Genomic DNA, 229 nt, shown 5'->3' with positions numbered 1-229 from the left:
TTATCGCCAGACTTACATAGAATGACTATGCTACGCTGGCTCTGCCTTGTATAAATACCAATCAAACTGCTGCAAAAACAAACTTGAAAGATCAACAGGCCCTAGTTTACCCAGCCAAAAAGGGAAGCTGCAATGCTTCCCTTTTATCAATCTTATACCAGTTGTATTAAGTAAATGATCTATCTTGAAGCGGGGAAATAGCTTTAGTAGCACCGCTCTCGCGTCCTGC

Annotated in this window: 1 pseudogene; it reads right to left on the bottom strand. The window is 41.9% G+C overall.

The window, feature by feature from the left end:
• Positions 1 to 30: 30 nt before the first annotated feature.
• Positions 31 to 229, bottom strand: a pseudogene (locus DRB05_RS22850) (hypothetical protein); the annotation flags it as partial.

The organism is Pseudoalteromonas sp. A757 (assembly GCF_004103285.1).
GTDB classification, from domain to species: domain Bacteria; phylum Pseudomonadota; class Gammaproteobacteria; order Enterobacterales; family Alteromonadaceae; genus Pseudoalteromonas; species Pseudoalteromonas galatheae.
Note: the sequence above shows the minus strand (reverse complement) of the source record. Positions and strands in the feature narration are given on the sequence as shown.